This is a genomic window from Rhodoferax sp. GW821-FHT07F03 (assembly GCF_059418745.1).
The window spans coordinates 219097-241355 of record NZ_JBWKQM010000006.1 but is presented as its reverse complement, the minus strand read 5'-3'; the positions used below and the strand labels follow the sequence as shown (position 1 = coordinate 241355).

The window sequence follows — 22259 nt, the reverse complement described above, 5'->3', positions numbered from 1 at the left end:
CGGTAACCTGTTGGTAATTTTTGGAGGCGATTGGCGTCGTTTCCGGGGGAGGTCGATGCTAGCATGGGGCCTGCCCGCGTATCCCCCCTCGTTCTTTTACTGCACACTCGAAAGTCCACGCATGACCTCGGCAGATTCCTCCCCCGCCAGCGCCGCCAAGCGCACCCCACCCAGCCCCACGCCAGTGACGCGTTCGGCCAGCCGGGACAAAGACAATGAACGCCCCTTGGTGGAGGATATTCGGCTGTTGGGCCGCATTCTGGGCGATGTGATCCGCGAGCAGGAAGGCGTTGCCGCCTACGAATTGATCGAGCAGGTGCGCAAGCTGTCGGTGGCTTTTCGCCGCGATGCCGATACCGAGGCTGACAAAGCCCTGAAGAAGCTGCTCAAAGGCCTGACTGGCGACCAGACGGTCAGCGTGATCCGCGCCTTCACCTATTTCAGCCACTTGGCGAATCTGGCCGAAGACCGCCACCATATCCGCCGCCGTGCCGTGCACGAGCGTGCGGGCGACACCCAGGAAGGCAGCATAGAAGTGGCTTTGGCGCGCTTGCGTTGGGCGGGTATAGCTCCTAAAACAATAGCGCAGACCTTGGCCAATAGCTATGTGGCCCCGGTGCTGACCGCGCACCCCACCGAAGTCCAGCGCAAAAGCATTCTGGATGCCGAGCGTGACATCGCCAAGTTGCTGACGGTGCGCGATGAAACCCGCGAACGCATGGTCGCCAATGCCAAGGATGCCCTGGCGCCACGCGAGCTGGCCCTGAATGAAGTCCAGCTGCGTGCCCGTGTCACGCAGCTGTGGCAGACCCGCTTGCTGCGCATGTCCAAGCTGACCGTGGCCGACGAGGTGGAAAACGCCCTCAGCTACTACGAGTCCACTTTTTTGCGCGAGATTCCCAAGCTGTATGCCGAGCTGGAAGCGGCCCTGGGTAGCCACCCGGTGCACAGCTTTCTGCGCATGGGCCAATGGATTGGTGGCGACCGTGATGGCAACCCCAATGTCAGCGCACAAACCCTGGACTACGCGCTGCGCCGCCAGTCCGAGGTCGCACTGCGCCATTACCTGACCGAGGTGCATTACCTGGGCGGCGAGCTGTCCCAGTCCGGCAGCCTGGTCACCATGTCGCCCGAGCTGCGGGCCCTGGCCAAAAGTTCGCCCGACACCAATGTGCATCGCCAGGACGAGCCCTACCGCCTGGCCCTGACCGGCATGTATGCCCGTTTAGCGGCCACCTTGAAGGACTTGACTGGCGGCGAGGCGGCCCGCCACGCCGTGGCACCGCAAAACGCTTATCTGTTGGCCGAAGACTTTTTGGCCGACCTGCGCACCATCGAAGCCTCTTTGCTGGCCAACCATGGCGCACCCTTGGCGGCGCAGCGCCTGCACCCGCTGATCCGTGCGGTGGAGGTGTTTGGCTTCCATCTGGCTACCGTGGACTTGCGCCAGAGCTCCGACAAGCACGAGGAAGTGGTGGCCGAGCTGCTGTCGGTGGCGCGTATCGAGTCGGGTTATTCGGCCCTGGACGAGTCGGCCAAGCGCACGCTGTTGCTGGGTCTGTTGAACGACGCGCGGCCACTGCGGGTGGTTGGCGCCCAGTATTCCGAGCATGCCTGCAAGGAAATCGCGATTTTCGAAATGGCCCGCGCCAGCCGCGCCCGCTTTGGCGTGCAGGCCATACGCCACTACATCATCAGCCACACCGAAACGGTCAGTGACCTGCTGGAAGTGCTGCTGCTGCAAAAGGAAGTCGGCTTGATGCACGGCACGCTGGATGCCAAGGCCACGGTGGACCTGATCGTCGTGCCGCTGTTCGAGACCATTGAAGACCTGCGCAATGCCGCGCCCATCATGCGCGAGTTCTATGCCTTGCCCGGCGTGGCCGAGTTGCTGCAGCGCAGCGGTGCCGAGCAGGACATTATGCTGGGCTACTCGGACAGCAACAAGGACGGAGGCATCTTCACCAGCAACTGGGAGCTGTACCGCGCCGAGATCGCGCTGGTGGAATTGTTCGACCAATTGGCCAACAGCCACAACATTACCCTGCGCATGTTCCATGGCCGTGGTGGCACGGTGGGGCGTGGCGGCGGCCCGAGCTACCAGGCCATCTTGGCCCAGCCACCCGGTACGGTGCGCGGCCAGATCCGCCTGACCGAGCAGGGCGAAGTCATAGGCTCCAAATACGCGAACCCCGAAATCGGTCGGCGTAATCTGGAAACCCTGGTGGCCGCCACTTTGGAAGCGACCCTGCTGCAGCCTACCAAGTCGGCCACTCCGGCCTTTCTGAAGGCGGCCGCCAAGTTGTCCGAAACCAGCATGGCGGCCTACCGCAATCTGGTCTATGAAACCCCTGGTTTCACCTCTTACTTCTTTGATTCAACTCCGATCCGCGAGATCGCCGAGCTCAATATTGGCTCTCGCCCGGCCTCGCGCAAGGCCAGCCAGAAGATCGAGGATTTGCGGGCGATTCCCTGGGGTTTCAGCTGGGGCCAATGCCGCCTGACGCTGCCGGGCTGGTACGGTTTTGGTTCTGCCGTGGAAGCGTTTTTGAATGAAAACGGCGCTGCAGGCAAGAAGGATGCGCTGGGCGTGCTACAAAAAATGTACCGCCAATGGCCTTTCTTCCGTACGCTGCTGAGCAATATGGACATGGTCTTGGCCAAGAGCGACCTGGCCCTGGCTTCGCGCTATGCAGAGATGGTCAGCGATGCGCGCATGCGCAAGCGCATCTTCGCCAGCATCGAGTCCGAATGGCACCGTACGGCCGGTGCCCTGGCACAGATCACCGGTGAAAAGCAGCGCCTGTCGGGCAATGCAGCCCTGCAGCGCTCGATACGCCACCGTTTCCCCTACATCGATCCGCTGCACCATTTGCAGGTCGAGCTGGTGCGCCGTTATCGCGCCGGCCAGGGTGACGAGCGGGTGCAAACCGGTATCCATATTTCCATCAACGGGATTGCCGCCGCCTTACGCAATACGGGCTAAACGGCCTCGGTGGCATGCAGGTTGCTCTGCAATAATCAAATCAAGGCGCCATTGCGGCGCCATGGTTTGTTTATTTCCAGGGAGTTTTTAAATGTTGATCCAACCCGTCGTTCTGTCCGGTGGCTCAGGTACGCGTCTGTGGCCGCTGTCCCGTGAAAAATATCCCAAGCAGTTGCTGTCCCTGGTGGGCGAGGACTCTCTGCTGCAGGCCACGGTCCGCCGTGTTGAAGGCCTGGGCACCGGCACGCTTGCAGCACCCATGGTGGTGTGCAACGAGGAATACCGTTTCGTGATCGCTGAGCAGCTGCGCCTGATGGGCCAGCCCGGCAGCATCGTGCTCGAACCCACCGGGCGCAATACCGCACCCGCGCTGACACTGGCGGCCCTGGCCGCCCAGCGCGACGGTGCCGACCCGGTACTGTTGGTCATGCCGGCCGACCATGTGATCGTGAACAAGCCCGCTTTCCAGGCTGTGGTGCGCCAAGGCGCGGCGCTGGCGGCCGATGGCGCCATCGTCACTTTCGGCATCACGCCGGACAGCCCTGAAACCGGCTATGGCTATATCCAGGCCGGTGCGCCCTTTGGTGCTGGCGGCGCTGCGGTGATTTCGCGCTTCGTAGAGAAGCCCGATCTGGCCACTGCGCAGAGCTATCTGGATGCCGGTACCTATTCCTGGAACAGCGGTTTGTTCATGGTCAAGGCATCCGTCTGGCTGGCGGCCATGGCGGTTTGCCGCGCCGACATTCTGGCCGCCTGCCAGAGTGCCTGGGACGCGGGTAAGACCGACGGCGAATTTGTGCGCGTGGGCAAGGACTTGTTCAGCGCCTGCCCCAGTGACTCCATCGACTACGCGGTGATGGAGCGCATTGCTTCGGGTCAGGCCGGCTTGCCCCCAGGTGTTGTGATCCCGCTGGCTGCCGGCTGGTCGGATGTGGGCGCATGGGATGCCTTGTGGCAGGTTCTGCCCAAGGACGACCAGGGCAATGTGGCCCAGGGCGATGTGCTGCTGCAGGATTGCCGCAATACCCTGGCCCTGTCCGAAGGCCGGCTGATTGCCTGCGTGGGCATTGAGAACGTGGTGGTGGTGGAAACCGCCGACGCCATTTTGGTGGCCCACAAGGACAAAACCCAGGACGTGAAGAAGATTGTTGAGAGCCTGAAGAAAACAGGCCGCTCCGAAGGCCAGCTGCACCGCAAGGTCTACCGCCCCTGGGGTTGGTACGACAGCGTGGACATGGGCAAGCGTTTCCAGGTCAAGCGTATCGTGGTCAAGCCGGGCGGCATCTTGTCGTTGCAGATGCACCACCACCGCGCAGAGCATTGGATCGTGGTGTCCGGGACCGCCAAGGTCACGCGCGGCGAAGACAGCTTCCTGGTGACCGAAAACGAATCCACCTACATCCCGCTGGGCACCACCCACCGCCTGGAAAACCCGGGCCGGGTCGAGCTGGAAATGATCGAAGTGCAGTCCGGCAGCTATCTGGGCGAGGACGACATCGTGCGCTTCGAAGACATGTATGGCCGTTAGACGCTTTGATTTGATAGCGTTTGACTGGGATGGAACACTGTTCGATTCCACCGCCATCATCACGCGCAGCATCCAGGAAGCGGTGAGGGATGTGGGCGGCACCGTGCCCAGTGATACCGCTGCCGCCTATGTGATCGGCATGGCCTTGATGCCCGCCCTGGCCCATGCTGCGCCCGATGTACCGGCTTCCAAGCACGCCGAGCTGGGTGCGCGCTACCGCCACCACTACCTGCAGCACCAGCACGACATCACGCTGTTTGCCGGCGTGCTGCCTATGCTGACCGAGCTGAAGGCGCGCCAGCACACCCTGGCCGTGGCCACCGGTAAATCGCGCCGGGGGCTGGACGAGGCTTTGCAATCGGTGGAGCTGGTGGGTATGTTCGATGGTTCACGTACCGCCGATGAAACCCAGGGCAAGCCGCATCCCCGCATGCTGCATGAGCTGATGCGCGAGTTTGGCGTGGCGCCGGAGCGCACGCTGATGATCGGTGACACCACGCACGATTTGCAGCTGGCGCTGAATGCTGGCTGCGCCAGTGTGGCCGTCAGCTATGGCGCCCATGCGGTGGACGGGTTTTCAGCCCTCAGCCCCTTGGTCATTGCCCATTCCGTGGCCGAGCTGCACGACTGGTTGCGCGCCAACGGCTGATTTCCACGGGCGGATTTCCATGCAAGCCATTCTCTTGTGCGATAGCACCGACTTGGTCGAGGGCGGCGATGCCGTACCTTTTGATGTTGTTTACCTGGGGCAAGCTTGCCGTGCTTTTGCCGTGCGTTTTGAGGGCGAAGTCCATGCCTATCTGAACCGCTGTACCCACGTGCCCATGGAGCTGGATTATCAGCCCAACCGGATCTTCGACGACTCCGGCCGGTGGTTGCTGTGTGCCACCCATGGCGCGGCTTACCAGCCTGCCACAGGTGACTGCATGGGCGGTCCGTGTCGAGGTGGTCTGGTGAAGATTGCCCTTTCGGAAGCCGATGGCAAGGTGCACTGGCATACTGCCCCCCAATTACAAACTGTTGAATTTTGAATATGACCGACCCGAATCTCCCCGGTGGACCCGATACACCGCCCACGCCGCGTGAACGCTCTGCGGACGCGTCTGGATGGGAGCGCGCCACCCTGGAGAAGCTGGCATTTGCTTCCCTGGCCGAGCAAAAAACCGCCCGCCGTTGGCGCAATTTCGTGCGTCTGGCTTGGCTGGTGTTTCTGATTGCGATGGTGTGGATTGGCTTGGACCGTGCTGCGCCTACCCCGGATAAGACCACCGCTCACACCGCGGTGGTAGAGATCAAGGGTGAGATTGCCGCCGGGGCCGATGCCAGTGCCGAGTTCGTGGTGGCCGCCATGCGCAGCGCCTTTGAAGACGAAGGCGCGCAGGCCGTGGTGCTATTGATCAATTCGCCCGGCGGTAGCCCGGTGCAGGCAGGCATCATCAACGATGAAATCCGCCGCCTGAAAGAAAAGTACAAGAAGCCGGTGTACGCCGTGGTGGAGGAAACCTGTGCCTCGGCCGCTTATTACATCGCCGTGGCTGCCGATGATATTTATGTGGACAAGGCCAGCATCGTCGGCAGCATTGGCGTGCTGATGGATGGTTTCGGCTTCACCGGCCTGATGGACAAACTGGGCGTAGAGCGCCGCCTGATGACCGCCGGTGAAAACAAGGGCTTCATGGACCCGTTCAGCCCGCAAACCGAAAAGCAGCGCGCATTTGCCCAGAGCATGCTGGACCAGATCCACGCCCAGTTCATTGGTGCGGTGAAAGCCGGCCGTGGTAACCGCCTGAAAGAAACTCCTGAAACCTTCAGTGGCCTGTTCTGGACCGGCCAGCAGGCGGTGGAAATGGGTCTGGCCGACCACCTCGGCAACCTGGACTATGTGGCGCGCGAAGTGGTCAAGGCCGAAGAGCTGGTGGACTACACCCGCCGCGACAACGTGGCCGAGCGCTTGGCCAAGCGTTTTGGTGCCGCCTTGGGCGAGGGCTCGGTGAGAGCCTTGAAGGGCCTGCCAGCTCTGCGCTGAACGGCTTCAGCGTCCGATGGCAAATACGGCGGGCTGGTCTGGTACCAGGCCTGCCGTGTTTTTTTGGCGCCAGCCTTTGACCGTATCGCTCAGCGTGCGGCCCTGTTCCAGGGTCAGGCCGCTGCTGACCGCCAGCCGCGTGTTGTGCTGCAAAGTTTGTAGCAGCCCCTGCAGCAATTGCGTGTTGCGATAGGGGGTTTCTATGAAAATCTGGGTTTGCCCGGTTTTCAGCGCCAAGGCCTCCAACTCACGTATCCGCTGGCTACGCTCCGGCTCTGCCTGGGGCACATAGCCGACAAATGCAAAGTTCTGTCCGTTCAAGCCGCTGGCAGCCAGGCCCAGCAGCAGCGATACCGGCCCTACCAGTGGTACTACCTCCATGCCGAGCTCGTGGGCGGCGCGGACCACAGACGAGCCCGGGTCGGCCACCGCGGGCATGCCTGCTTCGCTGACCAGTCCGATGTCAAATCCTTGCGATGCCGCAGCCAGCAAGGGCTTGGCGTCAAAACCGGCCTGGTGGTCGCCTTTCTTATGGACTTCGCGCGGCAATTCTTGGATCTGCAGCGCCTGGATGGGCTGGGCCAGAGGGTAGATTGCATCCACTCGTTTCAAATAGGCGCGGGTGGTTTTGGCGTTTTCGCAGACCCAGTGCTGCAGGCCTGCGGCCACACGCAACGTGCCGGCGGGCATGACCTCGTCCAGCGGCGTTTGCGTTTTGCAGCCAAAGTCCAGCGGCGCTGGCACCAGATAGAGCTTGCCTGGCGTCATAGCAGGCGAACTCCGGCTGCGCGCAGCAAGCGGCAGGTGCGGATCAGCGGCAGGCCAATCAGCGCGGTCGGGTCGTCGCTGTCGATGGCGTCCAGCAAACTGATGCCCAGGCCCTCGCTTTTGGCGCTGCCGGCGCAGTCATAGGGCTGTTCGGCCAGAAGGTAGGCTTCGATTTCTGCGTCGTCCAGCAGGCGGAACTGCACCCGCACCGGAGCGAGGGCGGTTTGCTCAAAGCCGGTTTCCAGGCAAACCACCGACACGGCGGTTTGGAACACCACGGTCTGGCCGCGCATTTGTCGCAATTGCGCCACGGCCCGCATATGGTTGCCCGGTTTGCCCAGGGGCTGGCCGTCAAGGTCGGCGACCTGGTCGGAGCCTATGACCACTGCCTGCGGAAAGCGCGCGGCCACGGCTCGGGCCTTGTCCAGCGACAGGCGCAGCGCCAAGTCGCGCGGGGCTTCGCCCGGGCGGGGGGTTTCATCGACATCGGGTGCCGATACCTCAAAGGGAATGCGCAGGCGCTGCAGCAGCTCCTGCCGGTAGCGCGAGGTCGAGCCCAGCACCAAGCTGCGCGAGGAGGAGGGGGGTGAAGAATGCATGGCGGGATTCTCTTACACTGCACACCATGAAAACCGAGAATCCCGCCACTCCCTTTGATGTACGCGCGTTTGCGCAAGCTGCGGGATCGCGCACAGCCCAGGATTTGCTACAAAAATACGAGCGTCTTGCGCAGGAAGTATCTGTGCTAGAGTCTGATTTAATGGTGAACTGGAGCATACTGGGCGAAGCCCGCCCGGTACCCGGTGAGGCGCCTGAAATCTGGCTGCATGTGCAAGCCGACACCTGTCTGCCCCTGACCTGCCAGCGCTGCCTGACGCCGGTGGAAGTGCCATTGGCGGTGGACCGCTCGTTTCGTTTCGTGGCCGACGAGGAAACCGCCGCCGCTCTGGATGACGAGTCCGAAGAAGACGTGCTGGCGCTGGATCAGGAGTTCGATCTGGCCAATCTGATCGAGGACGAGCTGCTGATGGAGATCCCCCTGGTGCCGCGCCACGAGGTGTGTCCGGTGGCGGTGAAGCTGGAGGTGGTGGACCCAGAATTTGAGGCCGCACTGGCTGAAAAGCCCAAGCCGTTTGCCGCCTTGGCCCAGCTGCGCAAGGGTGGCTCCGATTGATCGCTGGTGTCTATATGCTGGCTTGGGCTATAATCTAAGGCTTCGCGCGAAAAAGCCTATGTGCTTTGGTGGTTCGGATGGGTCTCGTATGGGCCATTTTGATCCATCTTTATGGACGGCCGAGGGTGCCTCGGTTTTGACTGTTTCGCGCCTCCTTCCGTTTTCGTGTTTGTAATCTTATTTAAGCGTTTAGATTTAAACGCATTTACCAGGAGCCGACCATGGCCGTCCAACAAAACAAAAAGTCCCCTTCCAAGCGCGGTATGCACCGTTCGCACAACGCACTGAACGTGCCTGGTATCGCTGTGGAGCCCACCACCGGCGAAACCCATCTGCGTCACCACATCAGCCCCAACGGTTTCTACCGTGGTCGCCAGGTGCTGAAGAACAAATCCGAAGCCTGATCTGCGCTTTAAATACAAGGCCCGGCGCTACGTAACCCGTAGCTTCGGGCCTTTGTCTTGATGTTTGTCTCTTTTGATTTCACCGCTGCAGGCGGCACGGGTTCGGCATGATCACTCTGGCTGTTGATTGCATGGGTGGCGACCACGGACCAGGCGTGACATTGCCTGCGTGCCGCCAATTTCTGGATAAACATCCCGAAGCCAAGCTGTTGTTGGTCGGTCTACCCGACCGGCTGGCGGGTTTCAGCCATCCGCGGGCAAGCCTGGTGGCGGCCAGCGAGGTGGTGGGCATGGACGATCCCATCGAAATCGCGCTGCGTAAGAAAAAAGACTCGTCCATGCGGGTGGCGATTGCCCAGGTCAAGCAGGGTGATGCCCAGGCTGCCGTGTCTGCGGGCAATACCGGCGCGCTGATGGCGATTGCACGCTACCTGTTGAAGACTCTGGACGGTATTGACCGTCCGGCGATTGCCGGGCAAATCCCCAATGCCAAGGGCGGCGCCACCACGGTGCTGGACCTGGGCGCCAACGTGGACTGCCAGGCCGAGCATCTGCTGCAGTTTGCTGTCATGGGCTCGGCCCTGGTCTCGGTCCTCAGTGACAATCCCAACCCGTCGGTAGGTCTGCTGAACATTGGTGAAGAAGCCATCAAGGGCAATGAAACCATTAAGCGGACCGGTGAACTGCTGCGCGCGGCTGCCAGTTCGGGTGATCTGAACTTCTACGGCAACGTGGAAGGTAACGATATCTTTGTGGGTACCACCGATATCGTGGTCTGCGACGGCTTTGTCGGCAATGTGGCGCTGAAAACCAGCGAGGGTCTGGCTGCAATGATTGTCGGTTTTTTGCGTGCCGAGTTCTCCCGCGGTATCTTTACTAAATTCACGGCAATTTTGGCGAATCCGGTTCTATCGGCGCTTAAAAAACGTATGGATCACCGGCGCTACAACGGTGCGGCCTTGCTGGGCTTGCGTGGATTGGTGTTCAAGAGCCATGGTTCGGCGGATGCGTTTGCTTTCGAACAGGCCTTGAACCGGGCGTATGATGCAGCCCGAAACAACCTGTTGGACCGGGTCCAGGCACGTATCGCGCACGCAGCACCGCTTTTGGTGGTGGCTGTAGCGCCTGTGCTGGAAGCCGCCGCACCCATGAGCGCATGACGAGAACCTATTCCCGTATTACCGGCACCGGTAGCTACCTGCCCCCCCGCCGTTTGACCAATGCCGACCTCGTCACCGAGTTGGCAAGCCAAGGCGTAGAAACTTCAGACGATTGGATTGTGGAACGCACCGGCATCCGGGCGCGCCACTTTGCGGATGCCGATGTCTCTACCAGTGATCTCGCCCTGCATGCAGCCCGTCGGGCACTCGAAGCCGCTGGCCTGGAGGCTAAGGATATCGATCTGATCGTTGTGGCTACCTCCACGCCCGACATGGTCTTCCCATCGGCTGCCTGCATTCTGCAAAACAAATTGGGTATCGCCGGCTGCCCGGCATTTGACGTGCAGGCGGTGTGCAGCGGTTTTGTTTATGCGCTGACCGTGGCCGACGCCATGATCCGTACCGGCACAGCCCGCAAGGCCCTGGTAGTGGGCGCCGAGGTGTTCTCCCGTATTCTGGATTTCTCGGACCGTACGACCTGCGTGCTGTTTGGCGACGGCGCAGGCGCTGTGGTGCTGGAGGCCTCTGAAACGCCGGGCATCCTGGCTAGCGATCTGCACGCCGATGGTAAGCATGTGGGTATTTTGTGCGTGCCCGGCCAGGTGTCGGGTGGCGCAGTGGCCGGCCATGCCATGCTCAAGATGGATGGCCCTGCTGTGTTCAAACTGGCCGTGGGTGTTCTAGAGGAAGCCGCACGTGCCACCCTGGCCAAGGCCGGCAAGACCGAAGCTGATATCGATTGGCTGATTCCGCACCAGGCGAATATCCGCATCATGCAAGGCACCGCCAAGCGCCTGAAGCTGTCCATGGACAAGGTGATCGTCACCGTGGACCAGCATGGCAATACCTCGGCTGCGTCGATTCCGTTGGCTTTGGATGACGGCGTGCGCAGCGGCAAGATCAAAAAGGGTGACACCCTCATGCTGGAAGGCGTGGGTGGCGGTTTCACCTGGGGTGCGGTGCTCTTAAATCTATAGCTGCTTGCGCTGGTGCTATTTGCGCTACAGGCAGTTTTGATAGGTAACTCTATGAACAATTTTGCATTTGTATTTCCGGGCCAGGGCTCCCAGTCCGTGGGCATGCTGGACGCCTGGGGTGCCCACCCCGTAGTGGCGCAAACCCTGCAAGAAGCATCCGATGCTTTGGGTGAAGACATCGCCCAGCTGATCCAGCAAGGCCCGAAAGAAGCGCTGGCCCTGACCACCAATACCCAACCCGTCATGCTGGTGGCTGGCGTGGCCGCCTACCGGGTATGGATGGCCGAGACCGGTGCTGCACCATCCGTGGTGGCCGGCCATTCCCTGGGTGAATATTCCGCCTTGGTTGCCTCTGGCGTGCTGACGCTGGCCCAGGCTGCACCTTTGGTGCGTTTTCGTGCTCAGGCCATGCAGGATGCCGTGCCCGTGGGCATGGGGGCCATGGCGGCAATTTTGGGCATGGATGCTGCGAAAGTAATAGCTGGCTGCGCAGAAGCTACCAGCGCTACACGTGCGTTGGGCTCAGAATTTGCTGCCGAAGTGGTGGAGGCTGTGAACTTCAATGATCCCGGTCAGACCGTGATCGCGGGTAGCAAGGCTGCGGTTGAAAAAGCCTGTGAAATGCTCAAGGCCAATGGGGCCAAGCGCGCTCTGCCTTTGCCGGTGTCGGCGCCGTTCCATTCCAGCCTGATGCGACCTGCCGCCGACAGGCTGCGTGAGAAGCTGGCGACCACGGCGTTTGCTGCGCCCCAGATTCCGGTGGTCAACAATATTGATGTGTCGGTTGAAACCGATGCAGACCGTATTCGCGACGCCCTGGTGCGCCAGGCCTTTGGTCCGGTGCGCTGGGTCGAGTGCGTCGCCGCCATCAAGGCGCGCGGCGTCTCCACCCTGGTGGAGTGCGGGCCGGGCAAGGTGCTGGCCGGCATGGTCAAACGTATCGATGGCAGCCTGACGGGTCTGCCCCTGTTCGACCCGGCCAGCCTGGCCGAGGTCCAATCCACTGTTTTGGGAGCTGCTGCATGAGCGCTGTGGAATTTGCGGGCCAGGTGGCCCTGGTGACGGGCGCTTCGCGCGGTATTGGCGCGTCCATCGCCCTGGAGTTGGCCCAACGCGGCCTGAAGGTCATTGGTACAGCCACCAGCGAAGCCGGTGCTGCTGCCATCGGCCAGGCGTTGGCAGCCTTTCCCGGCAGCGCCGGCAAGAAGCTGGACGTCAACGACGCGGATGAAGTGGCTGCCGTGGTGGATGCCATTGCCAAGGAGCATGGCGGTTTGCAGGTATTGGTCAACAATGCTGGTATCACCCGCGACACCCTGGCGATGCGCATGAAAGATGACGACTGGGATGCGGTGCTGGACACCAATCTCAAGGCTGTATTTCGCATGAGCCGCGCCGTGATGCGGACCATGATGAAACAGCGCTACGGACGCATCATCAGCATCACATCGGTGGTGGGTGCATCGGGCAACCCTGGTCAGGCCAACTACGCGGCCGCCAAGGCAGGTGTGGCCGGCATGACCCGTGCCCTGGCCCGTGAGCTGGGCTCGCGTGGCATCACCGTGAATTGCGTGGCGCCCGGTTTCATCCAGACCGATATGACCGCCAGCCTGCCGCCCGAACAACAAGCCGCCCTGCTGGGCCAGATTCCGCTGGGCCATCTGGGTGCGCCTGCGGACGTAGCGCACGCTGTGGCCTATCTGGCATCGCCGCAGGCCAGCTATGTGACGGGGCAGGAGCTGCACGTCAACGGCGGCATGTACATGTAAGCGGCCTCTGCCGCATACGATCAAATCCAACCGTTCTATCCGTACGGTAGCCTGGGCAGGGGATCTTCAGCAGCCCGGCTAAAATCACGGATTCTTTTACAACACTCAGAGGGAACTATGAGCGATATCGAAGCACGCGTTAAAAAAATTATTGCCGAACAACTTGGCGTTGAAGAAGCACAAGTGACCAGCGAAAAGTCTTTTGTGGCTGACCTGGGCGCAGACTCCCTGGACACCGTGGAACTGGTGATGGCACTGGAAGACGAGTTCGGCATCGAGATCCCGGACGAAGACGCGGAAAAAATCACCACGGTGCAAAACGCGATCGACTACGCAACCAGCCACCAAAAAGCCTAAATCAGGCTGCACATGGCCCGTGTGTTGCACACAGACCGGGAATGCGCGGTGTACACCCCCGTTTCTCGCTGTCTGCCCAGTTCGCGATAGCGCACTGTGCAACTCTTTTGCTGTTAACCAGACCTCTTTAATTTATGTCCCGTCGTCGCGTCGTTGTCACAGGTTTAGGATGCATAAGTCCCGTGGGTAACACGGTGGCTGATTCGTGGTCGGCCTTGCTGGCCGGCCAGTCAGGCATCGACATGATCCGCGCATTTGATGCCAGCCCCTTCTCCTGCAAATTTGCCGGAGAGGTCAAGGGTTTTGATATCACTAGCCTGATTCCCGAGAAGGAAGCGCGCCATATGGACCGCTTTATCCATCTCGGCATTGCTGCGGCTATGGAAGCCGTGGCCGACGCGGGGTTGAGCACGGGTGACGCGTTGACGGAAGAGCAGGCGGCCCGCATAGGCTGCAATATCGGCTCAGGCATTGGCGGTCTGCCCATGATTGAGCAGACGCATGCCGAATTGACCAACCGAGGTGCTCGCCGCATCTCGCCGTTTTTCATTCCGGCTTCTATCGTCAACATGATTTCGGGCCATGTTTCTATCAAATTTGGTTTCAAAGGCCCCAATATCGCTGTTGCAACGGCCTGTACCACCGGTCTGCATGCCATAGGGCAGTCAGCGCGGATGATCGAGTACGGTGATTGCGACGTGATGGTTGCAGGCGGCTCTGAAGCAGCTATATCGCCTTTGGGCCTGGGTGGCTTTGCCGCAGCGCGTGCCCTGAGTACGCGCAACGATGACCCCGCCACCGCTTCCCGTCCCTGGGACAAAGACCGTGATGGCTTTGTGCTGGGTGAGGGTGCCGGCGTGATGGTGCTCGAAGAGTACGAGTACGCCAAGGCCCGCGGCGCCAAGATCTACGCCGAAATCGTCGGCTTCGGCATGAGTGGCGATGGGTTCCATATGACCGCTCCGAACGTGGACGGTCCACGCCGCTCCATGCAGATGGCTTTGAAGAACGCGGGTGTGAATGTGGACCAGGTGCACTATTTGAATGCCCATGGCACCTCTACGCCCCTGGGCGATGCGAACGAAACCAATGCCATCAAGCTGGCCTTTGGTGATCATGCCAAGAAGTTGGTGGTGAATTCCACCAAGTCCATGACCGGACACTTGCTCGGTGGCGCTGGCGGTATTGAAAGCGTGTTTACCGTGCTGGCCTTGCACAACCAGAAGAGCCCGCCGACCATCAATATTTTCAACCAAGATCCAGAGTGTGATCTGGACTACTGCGCCAACACTGCACGCGATATGCAGATTGACGTGGCGGTGAAGAATAATTTCGGGTTTGGCGGCACCAACGGCAGCTTGGTTTTCAAGCGCGTCTAAGCCCGTCAATCCTGACGCGATAGCCGATCTGACTTCCGCTGCTTCATGCACAACGCCCCATCGGTGAGCTATCCGGTGGGGCGTTCTGCTATCCAGGGCTGGTTGACACTCAGTTTGTGGCTGTTGGGCTTGGCCACGGTATTGGGCTGGTGCTGGCAGGCAGATGCTTTGGGCTGGCGGCAGTATCTTGCTTTGGTGGCTGTTCTAGGCGTCGGGGCGGCGGCTGTGCGGGGCTGGCGCCAGATGCCGGTAGGAGTCCTTCGCTGGGATGGACAGCAGTGGTTCTGGGCCGCTACCGGTGAGCCAATGGCTGTCGCGGTGGCTTGTAGATTGGACTTGCAGCGGCATCTGCTGCTGCAGCTGCGCCCCCAGTCGGGTCGATCTTTGTGGTGTTGGGTGGCACATGCCCAGCATCCAGAACGCTGGCATGGCTTGCGCCGTGCTGTATATTCGCCCGCCAGACCAAAAGCCGATGCGTCGGCTGTGTTCGGGTCTGAACCATGACTTCACTTCCACCGCCTATTTTGACGACACCCCCCACGGCTACCGATAGCGACCTGATGCTGGTGGAGCGCACTGTAGCGGGCGACCAGAAGGCTTATGGCCTGTTGGTCATGAAATACCAGCGTCGCATCCAGCGCCTGATAGGCCGGATGGTGCGGGATGTGGACTTGGTGGAAGACATTGCCCAGGAAACATTCATCCGCGCCTACCGTGCGCTGCCCAAATTCCGCGGCGATGCGCAGTTCTATACCTGGCTGTACCGCATTGCTATCAATACCGCCAAGAAGACCTTGATGGACTTCAAGCGCGATCCCACGGTGTCCGAAGCGGCTATGCGTCCTTCTGACAACGACGATGAAACTTACTACCGGGAAAACGAACCAACCAGTCCAGACACCCCGGATACGGTGCTGGCCGCCAAGCAGATTTCCTCGGCGGTGAACGAGGCCATGGATGCCTTGCCGGCGGATTTGCGGCAAGCCGTGACTTTGCGCGAGATTGAAGGCATGAGCTATGAGGACATTGCCGAAATGATGCAGTGCCCGATAGGCACGGTGCGTTCGCGCATATTCCGGGCCCGTGAGGCGATTTCGGCACGGGTCAAACCCTTGCTGGAAAACCAGTCCGGCAAGCGTTGGTAAGTGAAGCACGATTTTGAAGATGCGCTAACAGGAAACAAGGTGATGCAAATGGGCACGGAACACGCGAACAATCCCCAGGACGCACTGTCGGCACTGGCCGATGGTCAGCTGCGCGGCGCGGCTTTTGCGCAGGCTGTCGAACGGGTGGAGCAAGACGCAAATGCTCAAGCAACCTGGCATGCCTACCATGTGGTGGGCGATGTGCTGCGCTCGGGCGACTTGGCGTTCTGTTCCGATGACCAGGCGTTTCTGGCCCGGTTCCAAAGCCGCCTGGCCCTGGAGCCTGCACTGACGTCCACTGTGAGCGCTGCGAATTTGATAGCTATCGACGCATATAAAGCGGGCGCAGAGGCCCATTTATATGCTGAGGCTGCAACTCCCAAAGAGGCCAGCAACGAGCGTTTCTTTGGCTGGAAGCTGGTGGCCGGCCTGGCATCCGTGGTGGCGGTTGTGGCGGTTAGTTGGGGCGTGCTCAGTGGCTCTGGTGCTGCGCCCGCGGGACCCCAGTTGGCGCAGGCGGATGCCAAGAGCCAGACCTCTACCCAGGTGCAGCAAGCTGTGACCTTGGCGGATGGCGCTCCCCAGGTCATGCTGCGCGATGCCCGTCTGGACGAGTTGATGGCTGAACACAAGCAATTTGGCGGAACCTCGGCGTTGCAGATGCCGGCCGGTTTTTTACGCAATGCGACCTTTGAAAGTCCGGCCCGTTAAGGGCTGTTGACGGGAAACCAGGGACATGCAAGTGAGGATCTGCAGGAAAGTAGTGTTGGCGGCGGCCTGTGCCTTGGGCGGCCTGTCGTGGGCGGGCGGCGGGCAGACTCCCAACGTAGCGACGGCTCCGGCAGAGACGGCTGGCAGTGAGCGCACGGTCAACGAATGGCTGATGCGTATGCACGAGGCTTCACGCAAGCGCGCCTATGCGGGGACATTCGTGGTGTCCTCTGGCACGGGCAGCCTGTCCAGTGCACGCATCTGGCATGTGTGCGATGGCGAGCAGCAAATGGAACGCGTGGAATCCTTGACCGGGCCTCCGCGCACCACCTTTCGCCGCAATGACCAGGTGTTGACGCTGTTGCCCGAGAGCAAACTTGCTTACGCGGAAAAGCGCGAGTCCTTGGGACTATTTCCGCATCTGCTGCAAACCGGCGATTCTGCGATAGCGGAGTTTTACGGCGCCAAGCAGGATGGCAGCGAGCGTGTGGCCGGTTTTGATGCCGATATGGTGTTGCTGAGTCCTAAAGACACGCTGCGCTATGGTTACCGGATCTGGAGCGAGAAGAAGACAGGCCTGGTCGTCAAGCTGCAGACACTGGACGCGGACGGCAAGGTGCTGGAGCAGGCTGCGTTCTCCGAGTTGCAGCTGGATGCACCAGTAAAGATGGAAAAGCTGGGCCAGATGATGGCCAATACAGCAGGCTACCGTGTGGAGACCAGTTCCATGCTCAAAACCACAGCCTTGTCAGAGGGTTGGGTATTGAAAAATACGGTGCCGGGCTTTAAATCCATGAGCTGCTTCCGCCGCTCCGTGGCGGGCGCACCGGCCAGTGCTGCTGAAAGTACTTTGCAATGGGTCTTTTCGGACGGATTGGCATCAGTGTCCCTGTTCGTGGAGCCCTTTGATGCACAGCGCCACGTCAAGGAGGGTGTGTTGGCCATGGGGGCTACCCAATCTCTGACGCGTCGCATAGGCGCGTGGTGGTTGACCGTGGTGGGCGAGGTGCCTTTGCAAACCTTGAAGGCGTTTGCCCAAGGGCTGGAACGCAAGAAGTAGCAGTAGCGCCGGCCTTATCGGCTGGCCCTTTGAATTTTGAAAGAAAGCATGACGATGTTGCCGCTCAGTTTGAAAAAAGTACGTTTTCTTGCCCTGACGTGGACCGTGGCAGTGGCATCCACCGTTGCTCTGCTGCCCAGCACCCCGGTGTTGGCCCAGACCCGTACCTTGCCCGATTTCACCGATCTGGTGGAGCAGGTTGGACCCTCTGTGGTGAATATTCGTACCTTGGAAAAGGTGTCCTCCCGTGCCACGGCAAACAACAGTATGGACGAGGAGATGCAGGAGTTTTTCCGGCGCTTTGGTGTGCCGATTCCGAACACGCCACGTCAGACTCCGCGCCAGCAAAAGCCGCAGCAAGATCCGGATGAAGAAACGCCGCGCGGAGTGGGCTCCGGCTTCATTCTCAGTTCGGACGGTTTCATCATGACCAATGCCCACGTGGTTGAGGGCGCCGATGAGGTGATGGTCACTCTGACCGACAAACGGGAGTTCAAGGCCAAGATCATCGGTTATGACAAGCGCAGCGATGTGGCTTTGGTCAAGATCGATGCATCTGGCTTGCCTGCGGTGAAGGTCGGAGATGTGAACCGCCTCAAGGTTGGCGAATGGGTCATGGCGATCGGCTCGCCATTCGGTCTGGAAAACACCGTGACCGCCGGCATTGTCAGTGCCAAGCAACGCGATACCGGCGATTACCTGTCTTTCATCCAGACCGACGTGGCTATCAACCCTGGCAATTCGGGTGGGCCGTTGATCAATATGCGTGGTGAGGTGGTAGGTATCAACAGCCAGATCTACTCGCGCTCTGGCGGCTTTATGGGCATTTCGTTCGCAATACCGATCGATGAAGCGGCCCGCGTGGGTGATCAGCTGCGGGCTTCCGGGCGAGTCTCGCGTGGCCGTATCGGTGTGCAGATTGAGCAGGTTTCCAAGGATGTCGCTGAGTCGGTTGGACTGGGTAAAGCGCAAGGTGCGTTTGTGCGGGGTGTGGAGGCGGGCGCTCCGGCGGAAAAGGCTGGCGTGGAGGCGGGCGACATCATTACCAAGTTCGACGGCAAGGCAATTGATAAGTCTTCGGACCTGCCACGTCTGGTGGGTAATACCAAGCCCGGCACAAAGAGCAGCCTGACAGTATTTCGGCGAGGCACGTACAAGGACTTGTCCGTGGTGATTGCTGAGATCGAAGACGATAAACCTGCCAAAAAACCCACTGCCAAGGAGGAAAAGCCCAAGGCATCTTCGGCTGGCCAATTGCTCGGCCTGGCCGTGAGTGAATTGAGTGACGCACAGAAGAAGGAGCTGAAGCTCAAAGGCGGCGTCAGAGTAGATAGCGCCACTGATGGTGCAGCCAGGGCCGGGGTGCGTGAGGGAGATGTGATCGTGGCAATCGCAAATGTCGAGGTCAATACGGTCAAGGACTTTGAGGCTGCAGTGGCCAAAATGGACAAATCCAAGCCCGTAAATCTGTTGTTCCGGCGTGGTGAGTGGGCGCAGTACGCACTGATACGTCCTGGTAAATAAGCTTGTAAACCCATAAAAGTCCCCCTTCCCAACTAGGGATTGGGGCTTTTTTTGTCGCTGAAAACCTGTAAATGGGCTGTCACAAAAAATTCTTGTGTGCCTTTCGGGTTCTTTGGATGTTTGTAATTACTAACTTCAAAAAGTGCTAACAACGATTTTGGATAGAATCAGCGACTCGCTCTATGGGTTTTGGACATATCAAAAATGGTGAAAACCACGATGCGGGACGAAGCCTTGTGGAACGCAGGCGATCCACAGATCGCCCACAAGTTGTCCAGAAAACTATCCACCGACTCTGTTGATAAGTTGTGAATAAGTTGCCTGTTGTGACCTTGCAACGCTTGCATGGTGCTGGTGCGTGGGCTGTGCTGATTCGCCTTTTTACCTACAATGAAGCTCCAGCTATCGCAGTTGCCAAAGATTGTTGGTTCAGGGCGCGTTCGTCATCGACGCGCCCTTTTTTCATTTCTGCGCCTTTTAATTCAATCACTTAAAGCTTCCCGTTGATGAACCACATCAGAAATTTTTCCATCATCGCGCATATTGACCACGGTAAATCAACGTTGGCGGACCGCCTGATTCAACGCTGCGGCGGACTGGCTGAACGCGAAATGGAGGCCCAGGTGCTCGATTCGATGGACATCGAAAAAGAGCGTGGGATAACTATCAAGGCACAGACGGCAGCGCTGCACTACAAGGCCAAGGATGGTCAGATTTACAACCTGAATCTGATCGACACGCCCGGCCATGTGGACTTCTCGTACGAAGTGAGTCGCTCGCTGTCTGCGTGTGAAGGCGCGTTACTGGTGGTCGATGCCAGCCAGGGCGTGGAAGCACAAACCGTGGCCAATTGCTACACCGCGCTCGACCTCGGCGTGGAGGTCATGCCGGTGCTGAACAAGATCGATTTGCCGAATGCAGACCCTGACAACGCACGGGCTGAAATTGAAGACGTGATCGGTATCGATGCGACCGATGCCATCCCTTGCTCGGCGAAAACGGGTTTGGGTATTGATGAGATTCTGGAGGCTATCGTGGCCCGGGTGCCAGCACCCAAGGGCAACCCGGACGCACCCTTGCGCGCCATGATCATCGACAGCTGGTTCGATTCTTATGTGGGCGTGGTGATGCTGGTGCGCGTGGTCGATGGCCGTTTGGGCAAGGGCGAGCGCATCCGCATGATGGCTTCGGGCGCGGTCTATAACGCCGATAACCTGGGCGTGTTCACGCCGGCCACCGAAGTGCGTCAGTCCCTTGAGGCGGGCGAGGTGGGATTCATCATTGCCGGCATCAAGGAGCTGCAAGCTGCCAAGGTGGGCGACACGGTAACCTTGGAGAAGAAGCTGCCGAACAACGCCGGCCCAGCGGCCGAGGCCTTGCCGGGTTTCAAGGAAATCCAGCCCCAGGTGTTTGCCGGTCTGTATCCGACCGAGGCCAGTGAGTACGACTCACTGCGCGACGCGCTGGAAAAGCTCAAGCTCAACGATGCATCACTGCACTACGAGCCCGAGGTGTCGCAGGCCTTGGGCTTTGGTTTCCGCTGCGGTTTCCTCGGCCTGCTGCACATGGAAATTGTGCAAGAGCGCCTGGAGCGCGAGTTCGACCAAGATCTGATCACTACCGCACCTAGCGTGGTGTACCAGGTGGCGCGTTCTGACGGCACCGTCACCATGGTGGAGAACCCATCTAAGATGCCCGACTCCAGCCGCATGGAGGAAATACGCGAACCCATCGTGACCGTGCACCTGTACATGCCGCAAGAGTACGTGGGTGTGGTGATGACGCTGGCGAACCAGAAGCGCGGCGTGCAAATGAACATGGCCTACAAGGGCCGCCAGGTCGTGTTAACTTACGAGATGCCGTTGGCCGAGATCGTGCTCGATTTCTTTGACAAGCTCAAATCAGTGAGCCGCGGCTACGCCTCTATGGACTACGAGTTCAAGGAGTACCGCGCTGCGGATGTGGTGAAGGTGGACATTTTGCTGAACAGCGAAAAGGTCGATGCCTTGTCGATCATCGTGCACCGCAGCCAGTCGCAGTACCGTGGCCGCGCGGTGGTGGCCAAAATGCGCGAGATCATTTCCCGCCAGCAGTTCGACGTGGCGATCCAGGCGGCCATTGGCTCCGGCATTATTGCGCGTGAGACAATCAAAGCGCTGCGCAAGAATGTGATCGCCAAGTGTTACGGCGGCGATATTTCGCGCAAGAAGAAACTCCTCGAAAAACAAAAGGCCGGTAAAAAACGTATGAAGCAAATCGGCTCGGTAGAAGTCCCGCAAGAGGCTTTTCTGGCAATTCTGCAGGTGGAAGATTGATGCAAGCTCTGACTTCGGTAATTTTGGCGGCCTTTGTGGGCTACTGCGGCGCCTGGTATATGGGCGTGGTGGAAGGCAACTTTGCGTTGCTCTTGTTTTTGGCGACCTTGGTCACCGGTTTGTACTGGTTGGCCGAACGGTTTTATTTTCTACCGCAACGCAAGTTGGCCGTGGTGCGCCTGGAAGAGGCTTCCACCCAGCGATTGGCTGAATTGAACAAGATGGGCATCACCCAGGTAGACCAGGTGGTGCCTGATGCCAAGGCCCGTCTGTTGATGCAACCCTGGTGGCTGGACTGGACCGCCGGCTTGTTCCCGGTGATCATTGCTGTCTTTTTGCTGCGTTCCTTCTTGTTCGAACCCTTCAAGATCCCGTCTGGCTCCATGATTCCGACGCTGTTGGTGGGCGACCTGATTCTGGTGAACAAATTCCACTACGGCATTCGCTTGCCGGTACTGAACACCAAGATCACAGCCGGCACGCCACCCCAGCGTGGCGATGTCATGGTGTTCCGTTACCCACCCAAGCCCAGCATGGATTACATCAAGCGTGTGGTGGGCGTGCCCGGTGATGAGGTGGCCTATATCAATAAGCGCCTGACTATCAACGGCAAGGAAATTGCGACCAAACCCACCGCAGACTTCTTTGACGAAGACCAGATGCGCTACTTCAAGCAATTTGAAGAAAACCTGGGTGATCGGCCCCACCGTTTGCTGAATGACGACAGCCGACCTGCTTTTGTACAGGGTACGGATGATTTCCCCTTCAAGGAAAACTGCAAATACAGTGTCGAAGGCGTGGTGTGCAAAGTCCCCGAAGGCCAGTATTTCATGATGGGCGACAACCGCGACAACTCGGCAGATTCCCGCTATTGGGGCTTTGTGCCGGACAAGAATATCGTCGGCAAGGCCTTCTTCGTATGGATGAATTTCAGTAGTCCCAGGCGCATTGGCTCGTTCCACTAACCGTAATCGAT

The 22259-nt window shown here is 59.7% G+C and carries 22 protein-coding genes; 19 read left to right on the top strand and 3 right to left on the bottom strand.

Features of this window, described 5'->3' with window-relative positions; translation table 11 throughout:
- The first annotated feature begins 121 nt into the window (after positions 1-121).
- The 5 genes from ppc (at position 122) to AC07R0_RS11020 (ending at position 6540) form a co-directional block, all read left to right on the top strand.
- Entirely contained in the window at positions 122-2986 is a 2865-nt protein-coding gene (ppc, locus tag AC07R0_RS11040) for a phosphoenolpyruvate carboxylase (protein WP_495104858.1), read from the top strand.
- Positions 2987-3077: 91 nt separating this feature from the next.
- Complete coding sequence (locus tag AC07R0_RS11035) at positions 3078-4514, top strand: mannose-1-phosphate guanylyltransferase/mannose-6-phosphate isomerase (RefSeq protein WP_495097500.1); 1437 nt, start codon at positions 3078-3080, stop codon at positions 4512-4514.
- Positions 4504-5163 (top strand): HAD family hydrolase, encoded by a 660-nt coding sequence (locus AC07R0_RS11030; protein ID WP_495075381.1) that lies wholly within the window; start codon positions 4504-4506, stop codon positions 5161-5163. Before AC07R0_RS11035 ends, AC07R0_RS11030 begins: the two co-directional genes overlap by 11 nt.
- 19 nt (positions 5164-5182) lie before the next feature.
- On the top strand, positions 5183-5545 hold the full coding sequence (locus AC07R0_RS11025) for a Rieske (2Fe-2S) protein (protein WP_495097501.1): 363 nt from the start codon (positions 5183-5185) through the stop codon (positions 5543-5545).
- Between the two features lie 2 nt (positions 5546-5547).
- The gene (locus AC07R0_RS11020; protein ID WP_495104857.1) at positions 5548-6540 is read left to right on the top strand and encodes a S49 family peptidase; all 993 of its coding nucleotides are present in this window, start codon (positions 5548-5550) and stop codon (positions 6538-6540) included.
- 6 nt (positions 6541-6546) lie between these two features.
- Here the strand turns inward: AC07R0_RS11020 and AC07R0_RS11015 are convergent, their stop codons facing one another.
- Together AC07R0_RS11015 and AC07R0_RS11010 are read right to left on the bottom strand one after the other, a co-directional pair.
- Positions 6547-7308: an SAM-dependent methyltransferase gene (locus AC07R0_RS11015; RefSeq protein ID WP_495104856.1), complete on the bottom strand. Its 762-nt coding sequence runs from the start codon at positions 7306-7308 to the stop codon at positions 6547-6549.
- A complete protein-coding gene (locus tag AC07R0_RS11010; RefSeq protein WP_495104855.1) occupies positions 7305-7907 on the bottom strand; it encodes a Maf family nucleotide pyrophosphatase in 603 nt (200 codons plus the stop codon). The genes AC07R0_RS11015 and AC07R0_RS11010 overlap by 4 nt, the downstream gene beginning before the upstream one ends.
- Positions 7908-7933: 26 nt before the next feature.
- On the opposite strand from AC07R0_RS11010, the gene AC07R0_RS11005 reads away from it, so the two are divergent.
- From AC07R0_RS11005 to fabF, 8 genes are all read left to right on the top strand, one after another.
- Positions 7934-8482 carry a YceD family protein gene (locus AC07R0_RS11005; RefSeq protein ID WP_495104854.1) on the top strand — a complete coding sequence of 183 codons (549 nt, stop codon included), beginning with the start codon at positions 7934-7936 and terminating at the stop codon, positions 8480-8482.
- 221 nt (positions 8483-8703) lie between these two features.
- Positions 8704-8886, top strand: coding sequence for a 50S ribosomal protein L32 (rpmF, locus tag AC07R0_RS11000; RefSeq protein WP_005794249.1), 183 nt, complete (start codon positions 8704-8706; stop codon positions 8884-8886).
- A gap of 107 nt (positions 8887-8993) precedes the next feature.
- Positions 8994-10046, top strand: a complete 1053-nt coding sequence (plsX, locus tag AC07R0_RS10995; RefSeq protein ID WP_495075387.1) for a phosphate acyltransferase PlsX — start codon at positions 8994-8996, stop codon at positions 10044-10046.
- A complete protein-coding gene (locus AC07R0_RS10990; protein ID WP_495104853.1) occupies positions 10043-11023 on the top strand; it encodes a beta-ketoacyl-ACP synthase III in 981 nt (326 codons plus the stop codon). The genes plsX and AC07R0_RS10990 overlap by 4 nt, the downstream gene beginning before the upstream one ends.
- 51 nt (positions 11024-11074) lie before the next feature.
- On the top strand, positions 11075-12049 hold the full coding sequence (fabD, locus tag AC07R0_RS10985) for an ACP S-malonyltransferase (RefSeq protein WP_495104852.1): 975 nt from the start codon (positions 11075-11077) through the stop codon (positions 12047-12049).
- Positions 12046-12792: a 3-oxoacyl-ACP reductase FabG gene (gene fabG / locus AC07R0_RS10980; protein WP_495104851.1), complete on the top strand. Its 747-nt coding sequence runs from the start codon at positions 12046-12048 to the stop codon at positions 12790-12792. The genes fabD and fabG overlap by 4 nt, the downstream gene beginning before the upstream one ends.
- A 117-nt stretch (positions 12793-12909) precedes the next feature.
- A complete protein-coding gene (gene acpP / locus AC07R0_RS10975) occupies positions 12910-13149 on the top strand; it encodes an acyl carrier protein (RefSeq protein WP_490592454.1) in 240 nt (79 codons plus the stop codon).
- A 134-nt stretch (positions 13150-13283) separates the two neighbouring features.
- The gene (fabF, locus tag AC07R0_RS10970; RefSeq protein ID WP_495104850.1) at positions 13284-14528 is read left to right on the top strand and encodes a beta-ketoacyl-ACP synthase II; all 1245 of its coding nucleotides are present in this window, start codon (positions 13284-13286) and stop codon (positions 14526-14528) included.
- A gap of 204 nt (positions 14529-14732) precedes the next feature.
- On the opposite strand, the gene AC07R0_RS10965 is transcribed toward fabF, so the two are convergent.
- Positions 14733-14957 carry a hypothetical protein gene (locus AC07R0_RS10965; protein ID WP_495104849.1) on the bottom strand — a complete coding sequence of 75 codons (225 nt, stop codon included), beginning with the start codon at positions 14955-14957 and terminating at the stop codon, positions 14733-14735.
- Between the two features lie 71 nt (positions 14958-15028).
- Here AC07R0_RS10965 and rpoE point away from each other — a divergent pair, with 71 nt between their 5' ends.
- From rpoE to lepB, 6 genes are all read left to right on the top strand, one after another.
- On the top strand, positions 15029-15673 hold the full coding sequence (gene rpoE, locus AC07R0_RS10960; RefSeq protein ID WP_495075392.1) for an RNA polymerase sigma factor RpoE: 645 nt from the start codon (positions 15029-15031) through the stop codon (positions 15671-15673).
- A gap of 42 nt (positions 15674-15715) precedes the next feature.
- Complete coding sequence (locus AC07R0_RS10955) at positions 15716-16384, top strand: sigma-E factor negative regulatory protein (protein WP_495104848.1); 669 nt, start codon at positions 15716-15718, stop codon at positions 16382-16384.
- 25 nt (positions 16385-16409) lie between these two features.
- Positions 16410-17444, top strand: a complete 1035-nt coding sequence (locus tag AC07R0_RS10950; protein ID WP_495104847.1) for a MucB/RseB C-terminal domain-containing protein — start codon at positions 16410-16412, stop codon at positions 17442-17444.
- Positions 17445-17498: 54 nt separating this feature from the next.
- Entirely contained in the window at positions 17499-18968 is a 1470-nt protein-coding gene (locus AC07R0_RS10945) for a DegQ family serine endoprotease (protein ID WP_495104921.1), read from the top strand.
- A 506-nt stretch (positions 18969-19474) separates the two neighbouring features.
- Positions 19475-21283 (top strand): translation elongation factor 4, encoded by a 1809-nt coding sequence (lepA, locus tag AC07R0_RS10940; RefSeq protein WP_495075396.1) that lies wholly within the window; start codon positions 19475-19477, stop codon positions 21281-21283.
- A complete protein-coding gene (lepB, locus tag AC07R0_RS10935; protein WP_495104846.1) occupies positions 21283-22248 on the top strand; it encodes a signal peptidase I in 966 nt (321 codons plus the stop codon). The genes lepA and lepB overlap by 1 nt, the downstream gene beginning before the upstream one ends.
- The last annotated feature ends 11 nt before the right edge of the window (positions 22249-22259 follow it).

Bases quoted from the DNA above. Each gene is read 5' to 3' on its own strand.
- ppc (WP_495104858.1), top strand. From the start codon at position 122: ATGACCTCGGCAGATTCCTCCCCCGCCAGCGCCGCCAAGCGCACCCCA.
- AC07R0_RS11035 (WP_495097500.1), top strand. From the start codon at position 3,078: ATGTTGATCCAACCCGTCGTTCTGTCCGGTGGCTCAGGTACGCGTCTG.
- AC07R0_RS11030 (WP_495075381.1), top strand. From the start codon at position 4,504: ATGGCCGTTAGACGCTTTGATTTGATAGCGTTTGACTGGGATGGAACA.
- AC07R0_RS11025 (WP_495097501.1), top strand. From the start codon at position 5,183: ATGCAAGCCATTCTCTTGTGCGATAGCACCGACTTGGTCGAGGGCGGC.
- AC07R0_RS11020 (WP_495104857.1), top strand. From the start codon at position 5,548: ATGACCGACCCGAATCTCCCCGGTGGACCCGATACACCGCCCACGCCG.
- AC07R0_RS11015 (WP_495104856.1), bottom strand. From the start codon at position 7,308: ATGACGCCAGGCAAGCTCTATCTGGTGCCAGCGCCGCTGGACTTTGGC.
- AC07R0_RS11010 (WP_495104855.1), bottom strand. From the start codon at position 7,907: ATGCATTCTTCACCCCCCTCCTCCTCGCGCAGCTTGGTGCTGGGCTCG.
- AC07R0_RS11005 (WP_495104854.1), top strand. From the start codon at position 7,934: ATGAAAACCGAGAATCCCGCCACTCCCTTTGATGTACGCGCGTTTGCG.
- rpmF (WP_005794249.1), top strand. From the start codon at position 8,704: ATGGCCGTCCAACAAAACAAAAAGTCCCCTTCCAAGCGCGGTATGCAC.
- plsX (WP_495075387.1), top strand. From the start codon at position 8,994: ATGATCACTCTGGCTGTTGATTGCATGGGTGGCGACCACGGACCAGGC.
- AC07R0_RS10990 (WP_495104853.1), top strand. From the start codon at position 10,043: ATGACGAGAACCTATTCCCGTATTACCGGCACCGGTAGCTACCTGCCC.
- fabD (WP_495104852.1), top strand. From the start codon at position 11,075: ATGAACAATTTTGCATTTGTATTTCCGGGCCAGGGCTCCCAGTCCGTG.
- fabG (WP_495104851.1), top strand. From the start codon at position 12,046: ATGAGCGCTGTGGAATTTGCGGGCCAGGTGGCCCTGGTGACGGGCGCT.
- acpP (WP_490592454.1), top strand. From the start codon at position 12,910: ATGAGCGATATCGAAGCACGCGTTAAAAAAATTATTGCCGAACAACTT.
- fabF (WP_495104850.1), top strand. From the start codon at position 13,284: ATGTCCCGTCGTCGCGTCGTTGTCACAGGTTTAGGATGCATAAGTCCC.
- AC07R0_RS10965 (WP_495104849.1), bottom strand. From the start codon at position 14,957: ATGCCAGCGTTCTGGATGCTGGGCATGTGCCACCCAACACCACAAAGA.
- rpoE (WP_495075392.1), top strand. From the start codon at position 15,029: ATGACTTCACTTCCACCGCCTATTTTGACGACACCCCCCACGGCTACC.
- AC07R0_RS10955 (WP_495104848.1), top strand. From the start codon at position 15,716: ATGCAAATGGGCACGGAACACGCGAACAATCCCCAGGACGCACTGTCG.
- AC07R0_RS10950 (WP_495104847.1), top strand. From the start codon at position 16,410: ATGCAAGTGAGGATCTGCAGGAAAGTAGTGTTGGCGGCGGCCTGTGCC.
- AC07R0_RS10945 (WP_495104921.1), top strand. From the start codon at position 17,499: ATGTTGCCGCTCAGTTTGAAAAAAGTACGTTTTCTTGCCCTGACGTGG.
- lepA (WP_495075396.1), top strand. From the start codon at position 19,475: ATGAACCACATCAGAAATTTTTCCATCATCGCGCATATTGACCACGGT.
- lepB (WP_495104846.1), top strand. From the start codon at position 21,283: ATGCAAGCTCTGACTTCGGTAATTTTGGCGGCCTTTGTGGGCTACTGC.